Source organism: uncultured Romboutsia sp., from assembly GCF_958366745.1.
GTDB classification, from domain to species: domain Bacteria; phylum Bacillota; class Clostridia; order Peptostreptococcales; family Peptostreptococcaceae; genus Romboutsia; species Romboutsia timonensis.
Genome location: NZ_CATXCO010000202.1, coordinates 1 through 4271 on the forward strand (window position 1 = coordinate 1; position 4271 = coordinate 4271).

At 27.3% G+C, this 4271-nt stretch carries 6 protein-coding genes; all 6 read right to left on the reverse strand.

Annotated elements, in window-relative coordinates; all coding sequences use genetic code 11:
- Positions 1-124: 124 nt before the first annotated feature.
- Positions 125-766, reverse strand: a complete 642-nt coding sequence (locus Q5F54_RS11165; RefSeq protein ID WP_288306297.1) for an HAD family phosphatase — start codon at positions 764-766, stop codon at positions 125-127.
- The gene (thiE, locus tag Q5F54_RS11170) at positions 753-1385 is read right to left on the reverse strand and encodes a thiamine phosphate synthase (protein ID WP_288306298.1); all 633 of its coding nucleotides are present in this window, start codon (positions 1383-1385) and stop codon (positions 753-755) included. The genes Q5F54_RS11165 and thiE overlap by 14 nt, the downstream gene beginning before the upstream one ends.
- A gap of 9 nt (positions 1386-1394) precedes the next feature.
- A complete protein-coding gene (gene thiT, locus Q5F54_RS11175; protein ID WP_281537408.1) occupies positions 1395-2009 on the reverse strand; it encodes an energy-coupled thiamine transporter ThiT in 615 nt (204 codons plus the stop codon).
- The gene (tenA, locus tag Q5F54_RS11180; RefSeq protein WP_288306299.1) at positions 2009-2671 is read right to left on the reverse strand and encodes a thiaminase II; all 663 of its coding nucleotides are present in this window, start codon (positions 2669-2671) and stop codon (positions 2009-2011) included. Before tenA ends, thiT begins: the two co-directional genes overlap by 1 nt.
- Before the next feature lie 20 nt (positions 2672-2691).
- The gene (gene thiM, locus Q5F54_RS11185; protein ID WP_288306300.1) at positions 2692-3495 is read right to left on the reverse strand and encodes a hydroxyethylthiazole kinase; all 804 of its coding nucleotides are present in this window, start codon (positions 3493-3495) and stop codon (positions 2692-2694) included.
- A 28-nt stretch (positions 3496-3523) separates the two neighbouring features.
- The coding region (thiD, locus tag Q5F54_RS11190; RefSeq protein ID WP_302334442.1) for a bifunctional hydroxymethylpyrimidine kinase/phosphomethylpyrimidine kinase at positions 3524-4271 on the reverse strand (748 nt) is incomplete at its 5' end.

The window sequence follows — 4271 nt, forward strand, 5'->3', positions numbered from 1 at the left end:
TCCTATATAGATAGACACTCTTTTTCTAGTGTCCACTATATAGGATCCATTTTAAATAAATATAACTCTTTATTTTAATTTGCATTATATTAATATTGTGAATTAAACATCATTCTATGATCATCTATAATAATTCTTTAAAATCATATATAAACTTATCACTCTTAACTTTTATTTTATCTAAATCATTATATGATGATTTATCATAAACACCAATTGCCTTAAAGTTAGATTCTTTAGCCGTATTTATAGCTATTAGTATATCTTCAAATATAATACACTCATTTGGATATAAACCTAGTTTCTTAGCTGTATATAAATATATATCTGGATAGTTTTTATCTCTTTTAACATCATCTACTGATGTGAATGTATCAAAATAATCATATACTTTATTATTTTTAAGTACTGGTTCATAAAGTTCTTTTGGTGAAGATGTAGCTAAGCCTATCTTTATATCATGTTTTTTAAGTTTAACTAAATACTCTTTTACATTAGGCTTTAATTTAATATTATTGCTATATTCATAAATTGCCATGTCATTCCATTCTTTTATTAAACTATCAACACTTTCATTTAAATTAAATCTTTCTATTGTGTATTTAGCCACTTCTTCAAAACTCATAGAATTTATTTTTTCTATATAATCATTGGGCATAGTAATATTTCTTTTTTCTAAAAACTTAATATCTATAGTTTCCCAAACATCCATAGAATCTATAATAGTTCCATCTAAATCAAATATTGCTCCTTTAAATTCTTTCATACCATTTCTCAACTCGTTTACTTATATCATCTGTGCCTAAAATACCTGATACTAAAGCATATCCATCAGGTTTAAAGTGTTTTAATTTTTTAACATTATCTAAAGTTATACCTCCAATTAATACAAAAGGTAAATTTACTTCTTTTATAATTTCTTCTAATGTATTAAAAGAAACTAACTTTGCATCACTTTTAGTTGAAGTTGAAAACATCGCTCCAATACCTAAGTAATCTGCACCATTTTCTTTAGCTATCTTAGCTTCTTGTAAGTTTCTAGCTGAAACTCCTATAATTTTATTATCTCCAAGTAACTTTCTTGCAGAAACTGCATCTATATCACTTTGTCCTATATGAACTCCATCTGCATCTACAAGCATTGCTATATCTATTCTATCATTAATTACAAATGTAACATTATACTTATTAGTAAGTTCTCTAAGTTTTATTGCCTTTTCTAAAAACTCTTTACCATCTGTATTTTTCTCTCTAAGTTGTACCATAGTAACTCCACTTTTTATGGCGTCTTCTATACATTTATAAAAATCTCTATCTTTTAATATTTTTGAATCTGTAACTAAATATAGTTTAAGGTCTTTTTTTAATTTATCTTTATTTATCATAATTTTCTCCTAGATAGCTTTTTTGACAGTTTGTATATTTGCCATTTTTTTAATTTTAGATAAAGGCATTATAGTTAAAACTATAGTACTAAGTAACCCTTCTGTTCCACCACCAGATAAATTATAAACTATTGAATAAGCAATTGGATTCCATCCATCCCATGCATATTCTGCAAAATAAATACATCCAGAAAGTATATGAGAAGTTTCTTTTAAAAGTACTGCCAATAAGCAACCTATAAAGATTTTATTTTTATTCTTACAATCAAATAATCCACTAACACCAAGTAACATACTTGGTAGTATATAGTCTAGCAAAAGTTGGACTGGATGAATTATGTATGGTGAACCAATTAAACATAATATTCCTGTAATTAATCCACAAGTCATTCCTATAATCGGACCATAAAATATTCCTATCATTAAAATTGGAAGTGATGATAATAAATCAATACCTCCACCTTGTGGATATTGAATTAATTTTATTTTTGATAAAATTAAACCACAAGCAGCAAATAAAGCAATAACTATCATAGTTTTTGTATCTAATTTAAATTTTCTTATATTTAATAAATAGTAGACTATAGGGATTAAACATATAATTAACATTATTATATTTATCATTATTTAACCTCCTCATATGCCATATCCCAAAATTTCATTTCATGAATACTTGCTTTTATAAATATGTCTTTTAATTTTTCTTTTTTATTCTCATCAATATTTTCACTCAATGTATTTACAAACTCTATACTAGTTCTTGCAACTTGTTCATAACCTTCACAGGAATAAGATTCTATCCAGCTTTTATAAAAGTTATCTTCTAAATTTTCTTTATAAGTTTCTTTTAATTTTTTACCTATATAATAATAGCTCCAAGCACATGGTAAAACACTTACCATAGTATCTAATAAATCACCTGTAAGAGCTATAGATTTCATATAACTTGTATAGTTTTCATTAGCTTCTTTTATTTTATAGTCTTCAAGTTCTTCTATTTTCTCTCCAAAGTTTTTTAGATACCAAATATGCGTTGCACTTTCATCTTCTAAGATACCATTTATACTATTTTGGCAAAACTTCATTTGTTCTATATTTTCACATTTTACCAAAGCCATAGCATATACTTTTGCATACTCTTTTAAATAAAGATAATCTTGTATCAAATAATCTTTAAATTTATCCTTGCATAGATTTCCATTTCCCATATCCATTATAAAATCATGTTCTAAATATGCATCCCATATAGGCTTTACATTTTCAAATAAATAATCTGTAATTAACATTTCTTTCTCCCCCATAATAGTTAATTTATACCTTTAATATCAACTCTTGCATACGTTTCTAAAGTTTCTTTATTTAATAAGAATAAATTATCAAATAACAAAGTTTTATATGTTCCTATTGCTGGATTTTCTTTATCCGCTATTTCTCCACTTATACTCATTGCAAGCGTACCCATAACAGCTGCGTCAATTATATTGTCTGCACATGGTAAGAAACTTCCTATTAAACTTGTACTCATACATCCTGTACCAGTTATAAACTTTAATTTTGAGCTACCATTTTGTATTTTATAAGTAGTTTCACCATCACTTATTAAGTCTATCTTTCCTGATGCTACAACTACACACTCTAGTTTTTTCGCAACAGATTCAACTATGTGTGTAGAATCACTTCCATCATCGAAAGAATCTACACCCTTTCCATTTACATCTAAACCACCTAAAAATTGTATTTCTGATATGTTACCTCTAATAACATCAAACTTAACTTCATTAAGTAACTTATTAGTAAATTCACTTCTAGCTTTAGTAGCAAACACACCTACTGGGTCTAGTATAACTGGCTTGTTATATTTATTAGCAGTCTTTCCTGCTAAAACAAATAAATCTAAAATTTGACTATTCATAGTCCCTATATTTATTACAACAGCACTAGAGACTTTTACTATATCATCAACTTCTTCATAGGAAAAACTCATAAGTGGACTTGCACCTATTGCTAAAGTTGCATTTGCACAATCTGTTATAGTTACGTTATTTGTATAATGTAGTATTAATGGGTTTATCTTTTTAACCTTATCTATTAAATCAAATATTTTTACCATACTAATCCCTCCATATTCCAATTATTTTTTAAAATTTATAAAAATGGTGTACTGGTCCAACGCCTTTTCCTATGTCAAAACTATGTCTTATAGCTTCTGTTATATATTCTTTACTAAGTCTTACAGCTTCTTTTATGTCATATCCTAATGCTAAATGAGATGTTATAGCTGAAGATATTGTACAACCTGTTCCATGAGTATTTTTTCTGTCTATTCTTTCACCTTCAAAAACTTCAAATAAGTCTTTTCCTATAAGTATGTCTACACAATCTCCATTTAAGTGTCCACCCTTCATAAGCACATACTTTGGACCTAAATTTAATATTATTTGACCTGCTTTTTTCATATCTTCAACAGTTTCTATTTTCATATTTGTTATTTCTTCTGCCTCTGGAATATTTGGTGTTACTATGTATGCCTTAGGTATAAGATATTTTATTAAATTTTGTTTTGCCTCTGGTCTTAGTAATGAGTAACCACTTTTTGAAATCATAACTGGGTCAACTACTAAGTATTCACAAGGATATTGGTCTAAAGTATCTACTATATCCTTTATAATTTGTGGAGAAGATACCATACCAACTTTAATTGCTTTTGGTGATATATCCTCACATACTACTTTTATCTGTGATTTTATTATATTTGAACTTAGTTCCTCTACCTCAAATACACCTTGCGTATTTTGAGCAGTTATAGCTGTTATAACACTCATTCCATAAGTTCCTATAGCTGAAAAAGTTTTTAAGTCAGCTTGAACACAAGCTCCACCTGATGAA

What these genes read in the sequence shown, in the direction of transcription:
- Q5F54_RS11165 (WP_288306297.1), bottom strand. Translation starts at nt 766, where the DNA reads ATGAAAGAATTTAAAGGAGCAATATTTGATTTAGATGGAACTATTATA.
- thiE (WP_288306298.1), bottom strand. Translation starts at nt 1,385, where the DNA reads ATGATAAATAAAGATAAATTAAAAAAAGACCTTAAACTATATTTAGTT.
- thiT (WP_281537408.1), bottom strand. Translation starts at nt 2,009, where the DNA reads ATGATAAATATAATAATGTTAATTATATGTTTAATCCCTATAGTCTAC.
- tenA (WP_288306299.1), bottom strand. Translation starts at nt 2,671, where the DNA reads ATGTTAATTACAGATTATTTATTTGAAAATGTAAAGCCTATATGGGAT.
- thiM (WP_288306300.1), bottom strand. Translation starts at nt 3,495, where the DNA reads ATGGTAAAAATATTTGATTTAATAGATAAGGTTAAAAAGATAAACCCA.